The 20,083-nt window shown below is 48.6% G+C and carries 13 protein-coding genes; 2 read left to right on the top strand and 11 right to left on the bottom strand.

Annotated features, from left to right (window positions below):
• The 10 genes from BLQ16_RS05710 to BLQ16_RS05670 all read right to left on the bottom strand — a co-directional run.
• The coding region (locus tag BLQ16_RS05710) for a hypothetical protein (RefSeq protein WP_144019668.1) at positions 1-1,482 on the bottom strand (1,482 nt) is incomplete at its 3' end.
• A 35-nt stretch (positions 1,483-1,517) separates the two neighbouring features.
• Entirely contained in the window at positions 1,518-4,772 is a 3,255-nt protein-coding gene (locus tag BLQ16_RS05705; RefSeq protein ID WP_144019667.1) for an RNA-binding protein, read from the bottom strand.
• Positions 4,773-4,777: 5 nt separating this feature from the next.
• Entirely contained in the window at positions 4,778-6,865 is a 2,088-nt protein-coding gene (locus BLQ16_RS05700; protein ID WP_091791784.1) for a Rib/alpha-like domain-containing protein, read from the bottom strand.
• Positions 6,866-6,930: 65 nt separating this feature from the next.
• The gene (locus BLQ16_RS05695) at positions 6,931-9,402 is read right to left on the bottom strand and encodes an FMN-binding protein (protein WP_159428003.1); all 2,472 of its coding nucleotides are present in this window, start codon (positions 9,400-9,402) and stop codon (positions 6,931-6,933) included.
• 204 nt (positions 9,403-9,606) lie between these two features.
• The gene (locus BLQ16_RS09650) at positions 9,607-9,750 is read right to left on the bottom strand and encodes a hypothetical protein (RefSeq protein WP_159428002.1); all 144 of its coding nucleotides are present in this window, start codon (positions 9,748-9,750) and stop codon (positions 9,607-9,609) included.
• Positions 9,751-9,816: 66 nt separating this feature from the next.
• Positions 9,817-11,367 carry an ABC transporter permease/substrate-binding protein gene (locus BLQ16_RS05690; RefSeq protein ID WP_091791782.1) on the bottom strand — a complete coding sequence of 517 codons (1,551 nt, stop codon included), beginning with the start codon at positions 11,365-11,367 and terminating at the stop codon, positions 9,817-9,819.
• An 11-nt stretch (positions 11,368-11,378) separates the two neighbouring features.
• Positions 11,379-11,900 carry an O-acetyl-ADP-ribose deacetylase gene (locus BLQ16_RS05685; RefSeq protein ID WP_091791781.1) on the bottom strand — a complete coding sequence of 174 codons (522 nt, stop codon included), beginning with the start codon at positions 11,898-11,900 and terminating at the stop codon, positions 11,379-11,381.
• A 114-nt stretch (positions 11,901-12,014) separates the two neighbouring features.
• On the bottom strand, positions 12,015-12,824 hold the full coding sequence (locus BLQ16_RS05680) for an inositol monophosphatase family protein (RefSeq protein WP_091791780.1): 810 nt from the start codon (positions 12,822-12,824) through the stop codon (positions 12,015-12,017).
• Positions 12,821-15,214: a ribonucleoside triphosphate reductase gene (locus BLQ16_RS05675; protein WP_091791779.1), complete on the bottom strand. Its 2,394-nt coding sequence runs from the start codon at positions 15,212-15,214 to the stop codon at positions 12,821-12,823. The genes BLQ16_RS05680 and BLQ16_RS05675 overlap by 4 nt, the downstream gene beginning before the upstream one ends.
• A gap of 126 nt (positions 15,215-15,340) precedes the next feature.
• Complete coding sequence (locus BLQ16_RS05670; protein ID WP_091791778.1) at positions 15,341-16,030, bottom strand: anaerobic ribonucleoside-triphosphate reductase activating protein; 690 nt, start codon at positions 16,028-16,030, stop codon at positions 15,341-15,343.
• 103 nt (positions 16,031-16,133) lie between these two features.
• Here BLQ16_RS05670 and BLQ16_RS05665 point away from each other — a divergent pair, with 103 nt between their 5' ends.
• Together BLQ16_RS05665 and BLQ16_RS05660 are read left to right on the top strand one after the other, a co-directional pair.
• Entirely contained in the window at positions 16,134-16,640 is a 507-nt protein-coding gene (locus BLQ16_RS05665) for a PH domain-containing protein (RefSeq protein WP_159428001.1), read from the top strand.
• Positions 16,633-18,219 carry a PH domain-containing protein gene (locus BLQ16_RS05660; protein ID WP_091791776.1) on the top strand — a complete coding sequence of 529 codons (1,587 nt, stop codon included), beginning with the start codon at positions 16,633-16,635 and terminating at the stop codon, positions 18,217-18,219. Before BLQ16_RS05665 ends, BLQ16_RS05660 begins: the two co-directional genes overlap by 8 nt.
• Positions 18,220-18,239: 20 nt before the next feature.
• On the opposite strand, the gene BLQ16_RS05655 is transcribed toward BLQ16_RS05660, so the two are convergent.
• Positions 18,240-20,054: an LTA synthase family protein gene (locus tag BLQ16_RS05655; protein WP_159428000.1), complete on the bottom strand. Its 1,815-nt coding sequence runs from the start codon at positions 20,052-20,054 to the stop codon at positions 18,240-18,242.
• Between the last annotated feature and the right edge of the window lie 29 nt (positions 20,055-20,083).

Below are 20,083 nucleotides of genomic sequence, written 5' to 3'. Positions count from 1 at the left end.
TGCCGGATTCCAGCCGGGGTTCTTGTAGCCGTCTTTTACGGTAATTTTAGGAAAGTGGTCTTTGTCTAAAACGCTACCGGCTTTGACGTCGTAGATTTTATTTTCAATTTCCACACCTTCTCCGGCTTTAAAGGTTACACGGATGTACCCTTCCGGAGTGGCTTTCCCTGGATCGCTCGTTACGTCAAGGATGGGGGGCAGGTAAACAGCCTCAAATGCCTGGCTCTGATCTACCGTATAATCTCCGGTTAGGGGCTGACCCTCTTCATGACCTTGAACCTTCCATCCAAGGAATTTGTAACCTTCCGGTACATTTGACGGTACCGGCAGCTCCACTTTTAATCCTTTACCTATCTTCTGTACCTTTTGATCCTCTTTCAGCTGACCCCATTCCCCTGAATCGAACTTTAATTCTTTCAGTTGTCTAAAAGTCGCTGTATACCCGTTTTTGATATCTCCTTTCAAGTCAACCATATACTCCAAGCCATTTTGAGGCGGCAATAAGGGATGGTCCTCATCATAAATTCCCGGTTCGTCCTTACTGCCATACCCCTCTACCGGCTTAGTGGATACATAAAATGCAATCATGCCATTATTCGCGCCATCATCACTTAAAAAATGACTGGAAATATCCAACCCATATAGCATATCAAGACCGGACCGTCTATCCAGATATCCTTTTTCCACAGGTAAAAACCAATCCTCACGACCGTAACCGACTTCCTCGGTTTCATATTGAGGAAGGAATTCCGCAATGGGTCCCTCCTGGTCATTCCAGTTCATTAGTTTAACTTTCAACTCTAAAGGCGCAAACGCCTCACGCCGGCTGTCAACGGTTTCATCATCCACCCATTTAACCCAGACTTCTGAGTTGATGATTTGGCGCAAAATAACTTCATAGGTTACTTGAAGATACTGCTTGGGGTCCCACATGGGCGGTTTTTGAATAATCGCCACTGCCGGTGCCAGATCAAAGGCTTCTGGCAGCCCAATAAGATATTGAATCCGTGAACTTGCTTGATGTGGGTTGGTCGCGCCCGGTTTAAAACGCGGCACCGGATCAAATTGAAATTCATCAAGAGAATGAATTACTTTTTCTTGAACAGGCGTAAATTTTTGAGGACCATCAACGCGCAATAATTGAATTGTAACCCCTTTATCCGTATCAAAGATATCTTTATCGGTTAGGGCAAATTCTTTTGCACGGGTTGCTGCCAGGGTTAGTTTAACTGTAGCCACCATCTGTTGATCGCTGATATCCGGAGAAATCGCAGCTCTTGACATGAGCATCATCCCCCTGAAGGGACTGGCAAAATCCATTTCTTCTTCAGGTGCATCAACAAAAGGCAAGGCCACATAGCGCATTCCATTTTCTATAGTGTTTTCAGAAGCAGAGGTATCTGACGCTGCAAAAAGTGTTCCCGGTAAAAGTACCAGGAACACCACAAAGGCAGCCAAATATCCCCAAAAGCTATTACGCATACTGGGACATCCTTTCTTCAGCAACTGTCGGATGACTATCTGCGTCTACCGCTATTTTTAATTTGAAAAATAAGCGGATCGCTCTGATTTTGTTCACCTTTATTGGTGTAAACATAGACAGTATCACCCTGCTGGAGCGCATTATTCAGCGAGAGTTGCAAGGGGAAGCGCTCTTCTTGCTTATTACATGTTACTTCCTTAGTTTCAATTAAATCATTGTTTCTATAAATCTCTGCTGTAATTGTGCAATTTGCACTGACGTGCATAATTGATATTTGTTTCGTTCTTGCGAAGGGGCTACGCACTTCAAAGTCAACCGGCTTATATTGCTCGATGTCCGCATCAGATAGTAAGGTCAAGTTTTCTGTACTTTCGTTGCCAAACTTATCTTTTGCACAGATGGTTAAGGCACTGCCACTAGCAACACTATTTTTAGGAAGGTAAATAGATCCCTTGTTTTCGTTAATTTCAGCAGTATAATTTTGCCCACCAACCGCAATATAAACGTCCTTAGCATCAACCGGGTGGTCATCCGTAATGTCAAAGCTGACGACATAGTGAGCCATATCCTCTCTGGAATCACTTGTAATATTGGTCAACTGGGGACCCTGACGATCAACAACAACCGCCTCAGAAATTTTACTAACGCTACCGTCTTTTTTAACCATCACTTGTACCTGGGTATCGTGAGCAAGATTTTGGGGTAAGGGCAAAGTAAATTCTCCGTTTTCAGCGACTTGAACCCCATCGCCTACCTCTTTACCACCGATATACAGCACCGCTGTGCTGCCGGCAGGAGCAGTACCGTTCAAGCTGTCTTTATCTTTTTGCTCAACCGTCGCTTTTGTCAAATCATCCTTCAAGAAAGACATGGTTAATGTCGTATCTTCCTGGACTTTCCCATCTCTCGCTTCCGGTGCAGCTGTCCATTCACCTGTCGCTTGATAACCATTGTTTGCTTTAACAGTCGGGGCTTTTCGGATAACTTCCTTTAAATCTGCGCCCGGTTTCACAAAATAAGATTGTCCTCCTTCAAGGCTACCTTTACGCTCATCTTCACTTTTAAAGCTAACGGTCAAATAACCTTTCGGTTTCTGGCTGCCCGTATCTGCCGGAAGGATTGTCGCTATTTCAGAGAATACAGCAGCATAGCTTTTATCCGATGTCGGTGCCGTTTTCGGTAGGTCCGGCTCCCATCCCTTATGAGCATAACCAATAGCTGGATCAATTTCAGGCGCTTGTGCGGCTTTCATATCTGCATTCGGTTTGACAAAATACTTGGTCACAGAACCGGGTTTAAAAGATCCCTTGCTTGCATCAAGCGGGTTAATCATATAACTGATCTCAACATAGCCTGCCGGCCGTTCAACGCCTTCATTAGCCGGGATAACATCCTCATAGGTGCTAAATTGAGCAACAAAGTTTTTATTTTCTATAAATGTTTCAGGGATTTCCGGTGTCCAGCCCGTGTATTTAAAGCCCGTATTTGCCGTCACAGATGGTGCTGCGACAAGGGCCTTAGCTGTACCCGGTTTAACAAAGAATTTCTTGCTTCCTTCTAAACGACCCTTATCAGCATCTTGACCAGCGATATCAAAGGTCAACGTCAGATACCCTTTCGGGGCAACTGCACCCGGCTCATCTGCTGAAATAACGTCATTAAGCGTTTCAAAAGTTGCCGCAAAGGTCAAATTGTTGTCAACTTGACCGGTGACTTCAGGCGACCAGCCGGTGTGGTTAAAGCCGACAACCGTTTCAACAGTCGGTTTCGTCAGCTCATCGGTATTGGTTCCCGGTTTGACATAGTAATGGGCAGGCCCTTTCAGGCTAGCTTTATCAGCATCAGCAGTAAACTGAACATCAAAATAGCCGGCAGGTTTTTGCACATTGTCCCCAGCTTCAATGACAGCATCTAGGGTATTAAAGGTTGCGGTTATCGTAATATCATCTTGTCCAATGGTTTCCGGTAACGCGCGATCCCATTCTTTAAAGGTATAGCCGGTGCTCGGTTTTACGTCCGGAGCGGTAATTTCAGATTTGCTGGTACCCGGATAAACATAAAAGGTACTTTGGCCATCTAAGGTCCCTTTGGCCGCATCAACTACAAAAGTCACCGCCGTATACCCCTGCGGTTTACCCGTCGTATTGTCAGCCGGAATAACGTTATCTGCATACTCAGCGGTAACGGTGACGTTTTCTGTAGCAGGCCAGCTAATGGAACGATTCCATTTAACAAAATGCTTGCCTTCCGGAGCCGTCAATTCCGGAAGATCTTGTGTCAAAAATCCTTCTTCTTTATCGCCGCTAAAATCAGCCTGGTAATAAAGGTCCTTGTTAAAATGCTCCCCTTTCGTTTTACCTGAGAATTGTCCCGCACCCGGATCATAGTCCACTTTTAAGAGTTTCGTCAGGACCACATGGCCACCGTGAACGGCATCCCAAGAGTAATCAAGGGCATAACCATTTGCCTTTGCCTTCTTATTAACTTGAATAACATTGCCGGGGTCTTCATTAAAAGACAAGGCTTTACCATAAATATCTGCTTCTTGATTAATGTCTGGCTTTCGAACCCGTCCCCAATATTCCTCCGTATCATTTTCCTTAGGAACAGTAATCTCTTGACCACTTAATTTAAAGCCTTGAATATCAGGCCTATCCTGTGCACCACCATCAACCCAGTCATACTGAACCCGGGTATTTAAAACTTGCTGGAAAGTTATAGAGCAAACTGTTTTTTCAAAGTTACCACCCGGGCTGTTCTTAAGCGGCACAGCATTGGCCAGGTCATAATAATCACCATCTGACTCTACTTCAAGATAGTACTTATAAACCTTATAGCTGTTTGGAACATATACAGGAAACTTTTTAGGGTAGGTATAGATGCCGGATAAGGGTTCTACCGTTGCCTGATCCACCATTTTATGCTCTTGGGGTTTACCTTGAGGATATTGATAGACTGAAATCCTCAACTTACCAAGATCTTCATACGTTAAATTGTAACCCTTGATTCGAGATTGTAATTCAATCTCTTTTTCATATTTCGAAAGATCATTTGGAGCAGACATGCGCGAGTACATCGGGACAAAGCTCCGTAGCATCGGCATATTTCCCATGTCCTCTGTTTCCATATCCAAAGGAATAATTAACTTTTGCGTCCCTGTTGCTGTCTGAGCTGTTTCTGCATGGGCCGGCATTGCCAAGGGCAGCATGGCAAAAACAAGCAAGGTGCATATAGCTATAGCTAACCTTCTAATATTCTTCATGTGTTCAATCCTTTCTTTAACGAACAATGCGTTTACCTGCGTCGTGAACCTTTACCAACATTTAAATCCACCGCAGCGTCTTCATATCCATCCTTTGTCAAGCTAATATGAAGATGGGTGCCAGCAAGTAAGGGCTTTTGCAAAGTAACCATTTTGGCCCCCACAATGGTACCCTCATACACCTCCTCCCCATTACTGTAAATCTTAACGTCCACTTGATCCTCGACACCCGGGTCAATGTAAATCCCTCTACTTCCGGCAAAGGGTTGTCTAACCCATACATTAAGCGTGGGCAATGGTTCAAGAAGTGTTTCTGCTAAATTATAATCAAGGCTACTGGTATTGCCCAAAACATCGCGGACGTGTATTTTTAGGGTTGCTTTCCGGTCCAAGAGATCATTGTCAATATAAAGCGTCCCTTTTCTGGGCTCACATTCGCTCCTATTGGTATAGACCTGATCGCCCACTTGATACCAACAATCCAGCAAATCAGCTTTAGAAAGCATATCAAAGGTCAATGGGCTTACAACACCTTCTCGCTCAGGCTGAATGTCCAAATTAGCCACACTCGGCGAGGTGTAATTTAAGGCGATTGTCGGGCTGATGCCCAAGGGTTCCATTCCTTGCGCCAAAACAACGCGAACCTTACGGCCATTTTCAAAATAATCTCCTGTCGCGTCACCAATCGGCACTTTGAAAGTATAGCTTACTTTTCCGCTTTCAGAATCTATCGCCTTATCCTTCAAAGCTTCCTCGGTTAAGTCAACAGAATAGGGGTCTCCATCTGGTTTAATCAGGGGCTCGCCATCTTCTGCTACCAGCCCAATCTCGCCATCCGGCAGCAGTTTTTGATCCTCTGGCAAAGCAACCTTCACCAGCAAGAATTTATTCCCGGCTTGAGCGATAGGAGTAAATCCTTGAACCGGCTTGCTGATAATCTCCGGAATGGCAACCTCCTTTTTGCTTACCTCTACAGTAAGTGCCACCTGCTTAACGCTATTATCCGAAAAAGTTACGGTAACCGTCCCTGTCTGTCGACCAACCCGTTCTGTTGAAATGCCTTTAATGGCACCGATTGTTGAACCGGCCGGCAGTTTTGGATTAAAATGATCCTCATTCAACTGAACCGCCTCGCCCTGAGCGACGGAAACATTCGCCACCCCAGTATAGTCATCTGCTAGGCTTGTCCTCTTTTGAACGGTCACCGTAAAGGGATACCACTTGCTGCTGCGGTCACTAAACTCAACCTCTATTGAGCCATAGTAGGTTCCCGGGTTATTCACATCAATATCTGTATACGCTTTTACCTGCGCCCCTGCAGGCAGTTCTGGAGTGAAATGGATAGTCGTGTTAGCTATCTTATCCCCCTGGGTAAGGGTCGCACTTGCTTCCCCCTGATATTGGTCCGCTTCCGTAGCCTTGTCTTTTATGCGAAGGGCCAAAGGATACCAGCCTTCACTGCCATCCTTAAAGCGAACCTTTACCTTTCCGGTGTAATGGCCTGGCCGAGCATCTTCGACCATCTGTCTAATCTCCCTGCTATATCTGCTGATGCGGGCGCCCTCCGGTAAAGAGGGGGTAAAGGAAACCGCACTCTCCGGCAAGTCCCCTCCAGCCCTTATTTCAGCAACAGCCTTACCCTTGTAGCGCTCAGCTTCCTTTTGTTCAGAAGCGGTCATGTATATTCTTAAGCGTATATTTCTCCCTTCAATTTCTTCCCAATCGTTATATTCTCTAGACCTTAGCTGGACTTTTTCCATATCCAGATAATAGTATCCCTGGCTACTACGACTAAATGAAGAGCTAGTATATTGCCAGTAACGAACGCCCTCTTCTCTTTCTCTATCAACACCTCTCCAATCAACATGGATGCGCCGACCTCTGGAATCATAAAATTCCATTTTTTGAAAGATTTCCTTATATGGATATTTATACCGTTTTTTTCCCTCTAGTTGTAGCAAATTTTGTTCTGCCTCATCCAAGCTTGCATACCGCGCCACAATATAGCCTATTTCCGGATCTCTGCTTTTTGCCATCGCCGGCGGTGATATGGCAAGAACCATCATTACCATTGCTAACACAATTGACGTTAGCCGATAAAAATTTTTTCGATCGACCATTTACGAAGTCCTCCTGTCTTTGTAGAAAACAGTTAATGATGTTTCCCCACTACAAATTTCTAAAGTCATTTTATTTTTTCCTTAGGCGCATCAAAGGCGCGAACAATAGCATCTCGAATTGCAGCGGATGTTAAAGTAGCACCGGTAACGGCATCGACTGAGTTCTGTCTATAGGTCATCTGCAAGGCCTGGAAGTCAGCTTTGCTTTTAACGCCTTTTTGAGCAAAGATCCGAAATACACCGGTATTGCCACCATTACCGCCGGCTCTGACCCAGTACCCTTTATCACTACCGTAAATACCGTCTGCTGAAGGTTTCGCCGCTAAATAGTTGCCGTTTTTATCAAAAAACACGCGTACCGTTACAGTATAGGCTCGGCGAATACTGCCGCCCTTACAAACGGCGGTGCCAGTAGCACTATAGGCACTGCCCGGTACCGAATCATCCGGGGAGGCGTCCTGCGCCATGTATTGTCCAAAGGCATCTAAGATAGCTGTTTTCAAGGCATCGCAGGTAACAGTCGCACCAGTTGTCGCATCCCAATTATCTTTATAGCGGCTGGAACGTTTATCTTTAAAGTCATGGCTATATGTCATCCGCAGAGCTGAAAAGTCCTCATAGGTCTTGCAATTTTTACTGCGAATGGTTTCATAAAAGGTCCGCCTTCCAGCGTAATCTTCCACGCCACCCTCTTCATGGTAACTTCTCAACCCATATACCGGCATAGCGCCACCGCTATAACTCCGATCGTCTGTCCTTTGCGCACGGGTATCGCGGAATTTTGGCGAATGACCGGTGGCGCGCCGCCAGTATTTATCGTTTTTACTGCGATAACGGTTGCTGCTATTTTCTAAAATATAAGGTTCAGAAGAAACATAATGACCCTCTTTATCAAAGGTCACGTCTACAGCTATATCATAGCCCCCCTTGACCTTGGCTCCGGAAATAGTTGCATGACCGGTAAATTGATATTTTTTAGGCTTCGGTGGTTGAGGTGGGTTATCAGGCTCCTCAGGTTTTGGAGCAGGTGTCGGCACGGCACCGTATTTCGCTTCATATTGCTTAAAGGCATCTAAAACGGCCAAGCGCACGCCATTACTTGCCATCGTTGCCCCAGTAACAGCATCATGATTGCCCGTATATGCCGCTACACGATCCGTATCATAATCAGCATTGTACCGGGTGCGCATCTTTTCGTAATCGGTTTTTGTGCAAATATGCTTTTGATGTACAATATCGTAAAAATTGCCCTCATCTACCGTTAAAATGTTCCAGTATGTCTTATTTTTAGGGTGCAGGGGTTTGCTCGTCTGGATTTTCAAGGTCTTTACTGTCCCATCTGCCGGATTAAAGGTTGTTTCCACGTCAACGTCATAGCCCGGCACAGAGCCCCAATCTTCTAATGCTTCAACGTGACCGTGCCCTATAAAGGTATAGGGGTCTTGCGGTTTAGGCTCCGGTTGTGGTTCAGGATTAGGTACCGGTTCCGGCGATGGTTGTGGCGCTGCTTTTTCAAACTCTTCGCAGGCATTTATTAGGGCCTGACGAACAGCCTCACTTGTAAGGGTCGCTCCGGTAACGGCATCATAATTAGACCGATAAAAATACGAACGCCTGCTGTCATACCGTTGGCGATAAGTTGTCCTCATAGCTTCAAAGGCGGCCTTATCTCGTCTTGGCATTTGAGCTACTATGGTATAAATATTCTCCTTATCAGGATTAACAAGCGCCTGCCAAGCTTTGAAAGTCTGCTCATTCACTTCGGTTAACATCGGTTTAACCTTAAATTGTTCTACCTGTCCTGAAGCATTGAATTTAGCAACCACCGAAATTCGGTAGGGATTTGTTTCTTTAAGCCCTTTTACTTCCGCTTCACCGCTAAAGGTAAAGGGACCTTTTCCCGGCTCGGGCTGAGGGTCATGAATGTCCTTTACAGAAATTCCCGGTTTAGGAGCCGGCGGTGTCGGTTCAGGTTGTGGCTCTGGTTGCGGTTGTGGTTCTGGTTTCGGCGCACTTGCTTCATACTGTTCAAAAATATCAAGGATGGCCTTGCGTACAGCACCTGATGATATGGTTGCGCCCGTTACAGCATCTGCATTACCCAGGTAGGCTTCGCTGCGTTCACCATCAAAATCCTCATTATAAGTCGTCCGCATAGCTTTAAAATCCGCTTTTGTCTTTATTTTTCGCGCTTTAAGAATTTCACTAAAACTTTGCTTCTCGTTACTCGGATCACCATTGATTAACGTATTAACATAAGGTTTGTTTTTACGATGCAAATTAGCCGGAGGGGTTATTTTTACCTTGGTTAATTCACCGGCTGCATTGATTTCAGCATCAACGCCAAGCTCATAGTTCCCTGTCCTCCATGAGGGATCTGCAATAACTTTAGCAGTACTATGAAAAGTTTTATTGGACGTGGTCCGCAAAGATCGGGCTTGAGAAACATTAGCATGTTCCGCAGCAAAGGCCGATATGGGCACAGAAGCAGAAAAAGCGATGAGTACACAAGCTGCAATGAATTTATTTCTCTTCATATATTCCTCCTTTATCATAACCGAATTCATTAACTATAGCTAATCCTAGTTCATTTGAATAAACATGTCAACGCTAATCTAATTATATTTTATTTTTATGTCAATGCTAATTTTATGGCATCTACTTTTTATACTTATAGCCGATTTATTTGTTTTTACTTTTTAATATTTTTTAGACTTTCAAGATAAGGTAACGAATTTAACTTAGTGACTAAGATTGACCATCAAGCCCTTGAATGTGTTGTTTTTAACCACCGGCACCCTTACCAAGGACTGCTGAATTTTGCCTGCTGCCAGCTGACATAAAAAACAGACCGCCAAGGGGCTCACCATTATCCTTCTGGTCATAATGGTGTCCCCTTTGTGCGGTCTGTTTTTTTATGGAATGATTCGCCTGCTCGTGGGCAGTTGCCTCTAGGCGTCAAGCATCCCTTTTTCCTTTAAAAATGCTTTCGCCACGGATTGTGGCGTTTTCTTCTCAACTTCAACGGCGTAGTTCATCTTGGACATGGTCGCTTCATCAATTTGCCCGGACAGCTGGTTTAAAACCGTTTTCAATTCAGGGTGGTCGGCCAAGACATCGGTACGGACGACAAAACCGGCCTGGTAGGACGGATAGAATTCCAAATCATCTTTCAACGCCGTAACCCGCGGGTCGGACAATTGCCCGTCTGTGGTAAAAGCGCTCATCACATCAATTTGCCCATCAAAGAGGGCTTGATATTTGAGCCCGTTGTCCATATCCGCCGTTTGCTTGAAGTTCAAGCCATAGGCCTTAATCAGCGCCGGATAGCCGTCTTGGCGCTCAAAGAAGTCATAATTGGCGCCAAAAATCAAGGATGGCGCCAAGGGAACCAGGTCGCTGAAGTTTGTCAATCCGTGTGCCTGGGCCAAATCTTTGCGCACCGCCAGGCTATAGGTGTTGTTAAAGCCAAGCATGGCACACCAGGTCAATCCGTACTCCTGTTCATAGCGTTTCTTAAGTTCAGGAAAGCGGGACTCTTTATAGGGCGTCTTGTCTTTTAAAACGTTCTGCCAAGCCGTTCCGGTGTACTCAGGATATATATCAAAATCTCCTTTTACCATGGCCGGGTGAATATTCCCCGTCCCGCCGGCGATGCCATGAGAGATGGTCGTATTTAAATCCGTTTTTTCTTCAATCAGGTTCGCCGCAATTTCCGCCAGGATGTAGCTTTCTGTGGTCGGTTTTGAGGCAATATTGACCGTCGTTCCCTGCCGCAGGCCAAGGCTGCAGGTGAGGGCGCCGATGCCGACCAGCAGGACCAAGGCAAAGGCCAGCCAGCGTTTGCGCCTTTCATCCGGAACCGCCCGACGGTGCCGGCGCGTCAAGCCCTTTTCCACCAAGCCCAAACCGCCGTCACATACCAGCGCAAGTAGGGCAATCAACAGGCTCCCACTGATGAGCAAGGCCTTGTTATTGGTGGTGATGCCACGAAAAACGGCCACCCCCAGGCCACCGGCGCCGACAAAAGAGGCAATCCCTGCCATGGCGATGGTCATGGTCAGCATATTGCGAATTCCGGAGAAAATCACCGGCAGGGCCAGCGGCAATTTGACCTGTAGGAGCATCTGCCGCTCCGTATTACCCATGGCCAGGGCCGCTTCTAAAACACTCTGATCAACGCTGGTCAGGCCTATATAGGTGTTGCGCACCACCGGCAGCAGGGCATAAATGGTCAGGACGATGATGGCTGTCGTATTGCCGATCCCTGTAATAGAAATAAATACCCCCAACAAGGCAATAGATGGAATCGTATAGGCAATGTTGACGACCGATATCACCACCGGTGCATAACGCGGCCTTTCACTGATGCCGATGCCGACAAGCCCCCCGATGACAATGGCAATCAAGGCTGCAATACCGGTAATCATCAGGTGGTCCAGGGTTAAAGACAAGTAAAAAGAGCTATTCGTCGTCAACTCTTTAAAAACATCTGTGAGCATATCTCCCTCCCTTACACTTGCTTGTCATCCTGCACTTGCCAACGGGCCAAGGCTTGTGCATAAACATCACGGTCAGCGTCATTGAAACAAACCAGGTAAACGCTCATCTCCGCTGGCGCTGTAGTTGCCACCGTGCGCACCGCAATGTCCGCCGCTTCTTCAATCGGGTACCCATAAACGCCGGTTGATATGGCCGGAAAGGCAATGCTCTGAAAGCCTTCCTGCACCGCCAAGTTCAAGCTGTTGACATAGCAAGCGGCCAAGGATTCTGCTTCACCTGCCGCGCCACCATGCCAAACCGGCCCAACCGTATGAATAATGGCGCGGCAGGGCAGCTTATAAGCGCCGGACAAGCGCGCTTGCCCCGTCGGACAACCGCCAATTTTCCGCGTTTCGGCCAATAATTCCGGTCCTGCCGCCCGGTGAATGGCCCCGTCAACACCACCCCCACCGAGCAAGGACTCATTGGCCGCATTCACAATGGCATCGACCTCCAAGCGGGTAATATCCGCCTGAATGACTTGAATAGACATCTGATTCCCTCCCTTTAAGTGTAAACCGTCATCATTTATGTACCCAAGTTACCCTGCCGTCACGCACAAGCCCATGCAAAAAGACCGCCCGGACAACCAGGCGGTCTTGTCATCTTATCCATCAGCAACCGGCGAAAAATACCGGTGCAAAATTTTAGCGGCCAAATCCCTATTGGCTGCCCCCAGCAAGGGGGCCCCATCTAAAAAGGGGTCTGCCTCGCTTTCGGCAGGGAATAAAGGGGCCACAATCCCCCCCACCTCTTCTAAAATCACCCGTGCCGCCGCATGGTCCCAGGGGCGCAGCCGACTGGACAGGTACAGTTGCAGCCTGCCCGCCGCCACCTGGCAGAGGGCCAGAGAGGCGCAGCCCATTGACCGGGTCGCCCGTACTTCACGGCTGATGTTGAGCAGGCCGGCATCTGTCCGGCGCATCAGGTTGCGCAGGGTTCCGATGCTCATTTCCAGGATGCAGGCCGAAAGCGGCTGCGCCGGCGGCTGCGCCAGCGGGCGACCGTTCAAGCTTGCCCCGTGTCCTGAAATGCCTTGATATAAGTCGTCCCGCTCCACATCGTAAACAATGCCTAAAAGCGGTTTGACGCCGGCGTATAAGGCAACGGAGATGGCGTAATCTCGCCCCCGGCTGATAAAGTTGGTGGTGCCGTCAATGGGATCGACAATCCAGGTTAAGCCGCTGATGGGCGCATTGGTCTTTTCTTCGGCGTAAAAATCCGCCTTTTGCAGCAACTGGAGTCCTTCCGCCAACCGGTCTTGAACCTTCCGATCCAAATTGCTGACCAAGTCCTGGGGGTCGTTGCCCTTGTACTCAATCCGTTCAACCTGCCAGCTTAAAAGGGCCTGACCGGTTTGACGCACCAAATCGGCCGTCTCAGCGGCCAGGGGCAAACAATCAACCTGTGCCGTCATTGGGCTGCCAGGCTCCGGCAAAGGGGCATGATTTCAGCCAAGCCCACGTAGCGTTCGCCGGACGCCAGGATCAGAGTCGGTGCAGCGGTAATGTCATAGGCCCGGGCCAGGTCGGTATTGGTCGTACAATCGACGGTTTCGTAGGCCATTCCTGCTCGATCCAGCTCTCGCTTGGCCATAGGGCAATTCGGGCAGGTGGGCGTTGTAAAGAGCCAGGCGCCGGTCAATGGAGAGGCCTCTGTGGTTACTCCTACGTCTTCTTTGACCGGTCCAGGCGCCTGCACCCTGCCTTCAGCAGTGGTTGTCCAGCGCAAACCCATTTTAGCGGGATCATAGAGCTGACGGTCTTTAAATTCTTGGGCTTTGCCGTCATTCCAGTTTTGCACCGGACGGTAGTAGCCGGTTATGCGGCTGTAAACCTCCGTGGCTTGGCCACAATGGGGGCAGGATTTTTCTTCCCCGCTCAAGTAGCCGTGATCACGGCAAACCGAATAGGTCGGGGAAATGGTGTAGTAAGGCAGCTTGTAATTTTCCGCAATCTTCCGCACCAATTGCGCAGAGGCCTTCCAATCGGGCAATTTTTCCCCTAAGAAACCATGGAAAACCGTCCCGGATGTGTAGAGGGTCTGCAAGTCGTCCTGAATGTCCAGGGCTGAAAAAATATCGGCCGTATAGCCCACTGGCAGGTGAGAGCTGTTGGTATAATAGGGCGTATCGCCGGCCTTGGCCGCCGTAATAATCTCCGGATACCGCTGGACATCATGCTTGGCAAAGCGGTAGGTGGTGGATTCCGCCGGCGTCGCTTCCAAATTGTACAAGTCACCGTACATTTCCTGGTAGTCAGACAGGCGGTTGCGCATATGGTTTAAAACGTCCTTGGCGAAGGCCTGCGTTTCCGGATGGGTCAAATCCTTGCCCAGCCATTTGGCATTTAGGCCAACTTCATTCATACCGATTAAGCCAATCGTTGAGAAGTGGTTTTCAAAGCTGCCCAGGTAATGCTTGGTGTAGGGATAGAGGCCGGCATCCAAAAGCTTAGCAATGACGGTACGTTTTGTCTTTAACGACCGGGCGGCAATGTCCATCAGACGGTTGAGCCGACGGTAAAAATCATCTGCGTCTTTGGCCAAATAAGCAATGCGCGGCAAGTTAATGGTCACCACACCAATGCTGCCGGTGGATTCCCCGCTACCGAAAAATCCCCCGGATTTTTTACGGAGTTCACGTAAATCTAAACGCAGACGGCAGCACATAGACCGGACGTCATTCGGTTCCATGTCGCTATTGATGTAATTTGAAAAGTAGGGCGTCCCGTACTTGGAGGTCATTTCAAACAATAAACGGTTGTTTTCTTTATCGGACCAGTCAAAATCCTTGGTGATGGAATAGGTCGGAATCGGGTATTGGAAGCCCCGTCCATGGGCATCTCCTTCGAGCATCACTTCAATGAAGGCCTTGTTGACCATGTCCATTTCCGCTTGGCAGTCGCCATAGGTGAAGTCCATGTCGCGACCGCCGACAATGGCCGGCTGGTCGGCCAAGTCCCGCGGAACCGTCCAGTCCAGGGTAATATTGGAAAAGGGGGCCTGGGTTCCCCACCGGCTTGGCGTGTTCACCCCGTAAATAAAGCTCTCTATGCACTTTTTAGTGGCTTCATAGGACAAACCGTCTGCCCGAACAAAGGGGGCCAGATAGGTATCAAATGATGAAAAGGCCTGGGCCCCGGCCCATTCATTTTGCATAATCCCAAGGAAGTTGACCATTTGGTTGCACAAGGTGGCCAAATGCTTCGCCGGGCTTGAGGTAATCTTTCCCGGGATCCCGCCCAGGCCTTCCTGGATGAGCTGCTTAAGGCTCCAACCGGCACAGTAACCGGTCAACATGGAGAGGTCATGTAAATGAATGGCGCCGCTTTTGTGGGCCTCCGCAATGTCCTGGTCGTAAATTTCAGACAACCAATAATTGGCGGTGATGGCACCGCTGTTGGACAAAATGAGCCCACCTACAGAATAGGTCACGGTCGAATTTTCTTTAACCCGCCAGTCTTCAACGTTTACATAACTGTTAACAATATCTTTATAATCCACCAGGGTGTTGGAAACGTTGCGCATTTTTTCGTGCTGTTTACGATACAAAATATATGCCTTGGCCACGTCTGCATAGCCGGCCTGGGATAAAATTTTCTCAACCGAATCCTGAATATCTTCCACACAGATGAGTTCATCGCTAATCTTCGGTTCAAAATCAGCCGTCACTTTAAGCGCCATAAAATCAATAATATCCGGCGTATATTGACGCTCACAGGCATCAAAAGCCAGCACCATGGCATGGGTAATTTTTTCAATATTAAAAGGGGCCACGGAGCCGTCACGTTTTAAAACTTGATACATCTGATAACCTCCCATGTATTTTTAGCTACTTTAAATGCTAGCAGAAGGGTCCTCAGATGTCAACGCATTTTACTAAATATGCCTACAAATTCCCGATATGCCGGTATAGAGATACTATATGTAGTTTTACCCGCGCCGCTCTGCCCGGGGACAAACCGTTCGTACAGCGGTTAGGCAGGCTTCCATTTCTTTTTCTGACAGGCTATGTAGTCCGACTTGCAGGAGGTCGCCTTCGTCTTTAAAAGATTGTAAAAAATACCTCTGCACCGGACCAATCCAGCGGGCCAAGGAGAGGAGCCGGTCCGGTGTATGAAATTCTTTAACCACCGTGGTGCGAAACTCAAAGGGCAGGCCGCTGTCTTTCAAGAGGGTCATGCTTGCCTGTATGGTGGCCAGGTCGACGGTGGCTAAACCCACCGTTTCTGCGTAGTGCATGGGGTCGTTTTTAACATCCATGGCCACATAATCTAAGATGCCCTCAGAAAGAAGGGTCCTTAACCGCTTCGGAAAACTTCCGTTGGTGTCCAGCTTGACCGCATAGCCCATCGTTTTAATAGACCGGATAAAGGCGGGCAGGTCATCCCACAGCAGAGCCTCACCGCCGCTGATGCAAACGCCGTCCAATAATCCTCGGCGCGCCTTAAGAAAGGCTAGAACAGACGCAACCGTGTGCTGTTCATCTGCCGGCAACCGGTCCTCCGCCAAGGACCCGTTGTAGCAAAAGGGACAGCGAAAATTGCAGCCGCTGATGAAAACGGTGGCCGCGGTTTTGCCGGGATAATCCAGCAAGGTCAGCGTATTGACTTGTCCAATCATATGGGTTCCCCTACCTTTACCTGATTTTTCCGCCATGCTATACTAAGCACGGCGCATTTTAGCGTCCTTTGTCAACTGTCATCAACTTGAAAGGAGCCTTTTCTTGCAAATTTCTGATGCCAAACTATTACCACCGGCCGCCCGTAAGGTCTTAGCCCTGTCGGCCATCCTAACCTTAGTGATTACGACTGCGGTAACCGGTCTTCTATACTTAATTTTATCCGCCTTTAATGTGCCGCCCCTGGTCCTGGTCATCGCCCGCTGCCTCTGGGGATTCATTTTCACCCTCCTGGTCTTCAATTGTATCGCTAAGCCAACGGTGGGTTACAAGCGCTATCGGTATCTGATCCGTGAAGACCTGATTGCTGTACGTTATGGTGTATTGACCGTTACCCGTGAGTACCTCCCCATGCGGCGGTTGCAGAAAGTTCACGTTGAAAGTGGTCCGGTCAACCGTTTATTCGGTTTGGCGGACATTGAACTCTACTCTGCCGGCGGCACTTTATCAATTCATTGTTTGCCGGAAGATGAGGCCAACGACATCGCCGAATCCCTAAACCGGCAGATTAACGCCCTGATTGCCGAAGGCGAGGTGGCTGCCCGTGTTTGAAAAGCCCTTTAAACACGACAAGCGAATGATCCCCGCCCGGTTTTTTGCCAGTCTGACGATCTTTGCCGTCTTGATTGCAGGCAATCTGGAGGATCTTAAAAGGCTGGTGACCACTTTGATAAGTGGCAATTTCCAGCAAGCCCTAGGCGCCACCGCTGGCATTTTGCTGCTCCTCCTGCTGGCAGTGGCCTTTAACGGTATTTCCGCCGTCCTCCTCTGGCGCCGCCAAGAATTTTTTCTCCACGATGATGTCTTTGAAGTCCGGGATACCAAGCTGATCAAACGCCTGATGCGTATTCGTCTGGCGGATATTTCCAATGTTCAGCTTAAGGAACCGCTCGGCTGCCGCCTTTTAGGCCTTGCCCAGGTCTGCATCAACACCAATACCCGGTCCACTGCCGCTTCCACAGATGTCACCGTTTATCTGGACAAGAAAAGGGCTGCGGCACTCCGCCAAGCCCTACAGAAGCGTCCTCAAGCCGGCGCCGTTAAGGAAGATCTTCCCGACGCACCCCCAGCTGAACCTGTATGGGAGAAACACTATTCAACAGCCGAGTTGGCCCGTCACTGGATCATGAGTCTGTCTTGGTCTTCTGTTCTCTTAGTGGGCTTAGCCCTGGCCTGGGGCCTTCTCTTTGCCCTCATCACCCTGGTCATCGGCGAAGATTTGAATTGGCTGCCCCTCAGTGACATTGAAGGCCTGGCACCGCTTATCCTCCTCCCCATCCTTACCGGGGGCCTATTGTTTCCCTTCCTCAGACAGTCTGTCCGCACTTGGACACGCTGGTGGGACTTTCGGGTGGCTAAAGCCGACAATCGCTTATACCTGACCCATGGGCTTTTAACCCGCCGGGCCTTCACTGTACCGCCCCACCGTATCCATGCCATTAGCTTAGAGCAAAACTTCATTGGCCGCCTCTTGGGCTACGCCTCGGTCAGCATCGTTAACGTTGGGTTGGAAGATGAGAAGGAAGGACCTGCAGCGCAATTACTTTTAGCCGCATCCTTAAGTGAGATCTTTAAGCAACTGGACCAGCTTTTACCGGGCAGCGTCTGGCAGCCGACCCTTAAGCGTCAACCGCTGAGAAGCATTATCCCCGCGGCCTGGCCCCTCTTGCTCTTTCTCGCCTTACTGGGCGCAGGCATCCTCTATGCCTTTCCCGGCAGCTGGAAACTGATGGCCCTGCCACTTTTCCTGCTTATGCCCCTTTATGCCCTAGCTGTCCAGCGAACGCCGGGCATTGATTGGCAAAACAACCGCCTCGTCCTGGTAGAGGGCAGCTTCGACTGCCGCTGGCATTTTCTCCATGAAGGTCATATTCAGCAGCTGACCACCGAGGAATCCTTTTTGGCCCGTCAATTAGGGCTGTCACGGATGTCCTGTTACATTCTTTCGCCATCCGCCTTGTCAAGCCTTTTCTTATCCGGCTACTACCCGCTTTCCCAGTGGACCCCCTTTCTGAAAGAATGGGTCCGCTGGCGGGACAATCGCCAGTCCCTCCTGAAAAATAAGCCTTACAAAAAAAGGCCCCTTTCATCATGGCAAAATGAGGCTGACGAAAAGGGGACCTTTCATTAAAAATATGCCACTGAAGGCAGTTAATGCACTTTTTGCCGACGGGTAAAGCCTTCCGCCGCCTCTTTTTTCTCTATCCAAATGGTCGCCTCTTTACTTGGCGCAAGCTGATAGGCTCCATTTTCATAGCAATATCTTTTTTTCGCCACCGGGACAACTTGAGCATAATCTTGTAAAAAAGCCTGGTAGGGACTACCGGTTACACCCATATAGCCCATGGTCTTGGCCAGTAAAAGTTCCGGATCCAAGGGGCCGAAAGAGCCGCTAAAATCCTTATCAAGCCTTGCCTTGGCTGATTCGTTTCCCCAAATCAAATAGGGGGTTTTATAAAAATGGATATTTTTCAGAACCCCTTGGTCTTTAGAATCAATAAAACCCATCTGGTTAAAAAAGGTATTGCTAAAGCCGGGGCTATGGTCTCCAAAGGCCACCACTACCACCGGTTTATCTAAGTCTTCCAGGCGACGCGTAAAATCCCATAAAACCTGCCCGGTATCTGCCACGCCTTCTAAGTAGGCCTGAAAGGCGTTAAAGTCTTCTTCACTTATGCCTTCTGGCCGCTCGCACCATGAGTCGGCAGCAAGAAGGCCGGCATAGGGGCCATGATTTTGCATCGTGGCTGTGTAGTGAAAAAGCGGTTTTTCTGCCCCTTGAACCCGGTTGAAGACATGGTTGAAAAGGGCCTTATCCGCATATAGCCCGTCCTCTTCTTTATTCTTAAAATAATTCTGGGTATAGAAAAACTTTTCAAAGCCCACATTGGGCAGGACATTAACCCGATTGTAAAAATAACCGTCATTAGGGTGCATGGCTTCTGTGGCGTAACCTTGATCTTTGAAAAAGGAAACATAGGTCGGGCGTGGCCAGCGAAAGCTTGGATCCATAATGGTCATAGAAAAGCCGGAGAGGACCTCTAATTCAGAAACGGTGGTGCTGCCGCCAAAAACATCCGGCACCAGGTCCCCTGTAATGGCCTCCTTCTGCAGGGAGTGAAAATAGGCATAGGGGTCTCTCTCTTCCAGACCTGCCATGCCTAAGTCGGAAAAATCCTTAAAGGACTCCAAAAGGACCACCAAGACATTGACCTTTTGTTCCTCTGCCATCGGCATCGCCCGGTAGTCTTGTAATACCTCTCGAGCCAAAGCCTCATCAACCGGTTGGCGAGTGTTTAACAGAACCGCATAGGACTGATAAATAAAAGAATAGGGAAAGCCATTGCTGGCATCGTTGTCAATGCCGACCCAGTTGTTTAATCCCTGAACTTCACCGAGATAGAAGGCTTTTTTCCAAGTTTTATAATTCCCCTGGGCAGCAAAACCGGTCACCAGCAAAAGAGCGACCAGTCCCCCGGCCACCAACCGGGGCAATTGGGGTACTTTCGGCAAATGTCGACTAAGGCTTGCTAAAAGGACCACCCCTAGCCCGACAGCAATCAGCAAGGGCAAAAGGTCCTGTAAATAACGCGGCATAATTTTGACCATGGGCCCTAAAAAATAGACATCGTCAATGCGCAAACTTTCATGACGATAGGCTACCTTGACCGCGTTAAAAACCGCCAAAAGTCCCCAGAAAACCGTATTGACAAAAACGGCGATGCGTAAAGAGGAGCTGAGGGCAAAGACCAGCAGCAGGCTGAGAATAATCGGCAAGGCATTTAATAAAAGCAAGGGGAGGTTGGTTAAATAAGCCGCAAAAAGGCCATCGATAAATTGATAGAAGCCAATGTACAAAGAGCCTAGCGTAGTGACAGCACCAACTCCAAGTAAAAACAGGCCCGTAGCAAGGGCGCTTCGCAAGGTCCATTGGCCGCCACCGACTCTTTTAGGATCCCCCTTCACAACCATCCCCTCCCTCTAAACAGGTTAGC

The sequence above is a fragment of the Peptococcus niger genome (assembly GCF_900101835.1).
Classification (GTDB): Bacteria; Bacillota; Peptococcia; order Peptococcales; family Peptococcaceae; genus Peptococcus; species Peptococcus niger.
The sequence above is the reverse complement of the archived record's forward strand: the minus strand, read 5'-3'. Positions and strand labels throughout refer to the sequence as shown.